The organism is Hydrogenophaga sp. A37, assembly GCF_002001205.1.
GTDB lineage: Bacteria > Pseudomonadota > Gammaproteobacteria > Burkholderiales > Burkholderiaceae_C > Hydrogenophaga.
Map to the genome: position 1 here is coordinate 1 of NZ_MUNZ01000013.1, position 1,856 is coordinate 1,856.

The following is a 1,856-nucleotide window of genomic DNA, read 5'->3' on the forward strand; positions in this document are numbered from 1 at the left end:
AACCCCCAATCGTCCACGATGGCGCTGAAACAGCGTCCACGATCAGACTGAAACGCCGTCCACGACTACGTTGAAATCCCGTCCACCATCAACCTGAAATGCCGTCCACGATGGGCTGAAATACGCAGCAGCCCTTCGACAAGAGCCGTTTTGAGATGCCGTTCGACTCCGTTTAGCGTCCGCGCTTTTGTGTATTCTGTGATTTGCCGTTTGAATCAAGGTTTGGCAAAGGAGGGTGTTGGAATGGTCAAGGTCTTTGCCGGTTTCGACATGGCTGGCTTCTGGGAGCCGTCCGAGTACGCGCTCAAGGAGTACATCGGTGCGCCGCTGACCGACGAGGCCGTGGCGGCCGTCGAGCGCAAGTTGGGATACAAGCTGCCCACGTCCTACGTCGAGTTCATGCGGTTTCAGAACGGTGGCATACCCTGCCGGACGAACCACCGAGCCAAAGAGCGAACCTCGTGGTCACACGATCACATTGCCATCACCGGTCTGTACTCCATCGGCGGAGACAAGCCTTGTTCCCTTCTTGGCGAGTTCGGCAGCCCGTTCTGGACAGAAGAGTGGGGCTATCCGCCTATCGGTGTCTACTTCGCCGACTGCCCCTCGGCAGGGCACGACATGGTCTGCCTGGACTACCGGGTGTGCGGGCCGACGGGCGAACCGCAGGTGGTCCACATCGACCAGGAGTGGGACTACAAGATCGTGGTCTTGGCCGCGAGCTTCGAGGCGTTCATCCGCGGCTTGGAGGACGACGGCGCCTTTGACGAAGACGCCTGACCGAGGTGCTACAGCACTCGGCGAAGGTATGCGGTCCTTCATCAAAGACTCGTCGCTCAGCGCGCTCCCGCCGTTGCTGAGCCTGGTCGTTGAACGACTGCTCCAACGAGTGCGCAAAGGCCGCTCCTGGCCGAAAGCACTGCTCCTGACGGACTCCACATAACCGCCATTGAAGGCGGCCGCCCCGGTGCCGGAGCAAAGGCCGCCTACGATGACCACCTCAGATTTCCGTCTGTTCGGAGATTTCAAGAGCGTCGTCGACTTCGATACCCAGGTACCTCACGGTCGATTCCAGCTTGGAGTGGCCGAGTAGCAGTTGCACGGCTCGGAGGTTTTTGGTGCGTCGATAGATCAACGTCGCCTTGGTCCTTCGCATCGAGTGGGTCCCATACTCAGAACGATCAAGGCCAAGGTCACCAACCCAGCGCCCAAGAATCCGGGCGTACTGCCGAGTTCCCAGGTGGGGCGAATCGTGGAGCCTGCTGGGGAACAGAAAGTCATCTGATTTCAGCGCTGCCTGTTTGATCCAGGCTTGAAGGGCTTCTCGGGTAACTCCCGTGATCTCGAACTGGACTGGGCGCTTGGTCTTGTGCTGCATGACGATGGCTCGAGTTGCCACCTGGTCACCATGGGACACGTCGCGGACCTTGAGTGCAACGAGGTCGCATCCGCGAAGCTTGCTGTCAATGCCGAGGTTGAAGAGTGCGAGCTCGCGTACCCGGCCTTCCATCTGAAGACGTACTCGCAGGGCCCAGATGTCCTTCACCTTGAAGGGAGCCTTTTGCCCGACGATCTTGCCCTTGTTCCATGGCTCTTGATGAACAGTGATGCCTGAGTTTTCCATGATGGTCTCCCATCGAGTTGAGGGTCCCAGAGCATGCGCTTGTCAGGTGCCGGCATATTGCGCTGCGTCAAGTCTGAACAGACCCCGATGGCCAGGTCAAATTCCCCCACCCTTGGCCACCCCAAATTCCCCCAGGCAGGACGGCCGGATTATGACGACTCGGGTGTGACGGCGATGCGTGCCGCTGCCTCCTTGAGTCGGTAGCTCTTGCCCTCGAACTCCAGCATTGCGT

The 1,856-nt window shown here is 59.4% G+C and carries 2 protein-coding genes; one reads left to right on the forward strand and one right to left on the reverse strand.

Annotated features, from left to right (window positions below; translation table 11 throughout):
- Positions 1 to 243: 243 nt before the first annotated feature.
- Complete coding sequence (locus tag B0E41_RS00060; RefSeq protein WP_077327328.1) at positions 244 to 780, forward strand: SMI1/KNR4 family protein; 537 nt, start codon at positions 244 to 246, stop codon at positions 778 to 780.
- A 220-nt stretch (positions 781 to 1,000) separates the two neighbouring features.
- Here B0E41_RS00060 and B0E41_RS00065 read toward each other — a convergent pair whose 3' ends face one another.
- The gene (locus tag B0E41_RS00065; protein ID WP_077327331.1) at positions 1,001 to 1,624 is read right to left on the reverse strand and encodes a tyrosine-type recombinase/integrase; all 624 of its coding nucleotides are present in this window, start codon (positions 1,622 to 1,624) and stop codon (positions 1,001 to 1,003) included.
- Between the last annotated feature and the right edge of the window lie 232 nt (positions 1,625 to 1,856).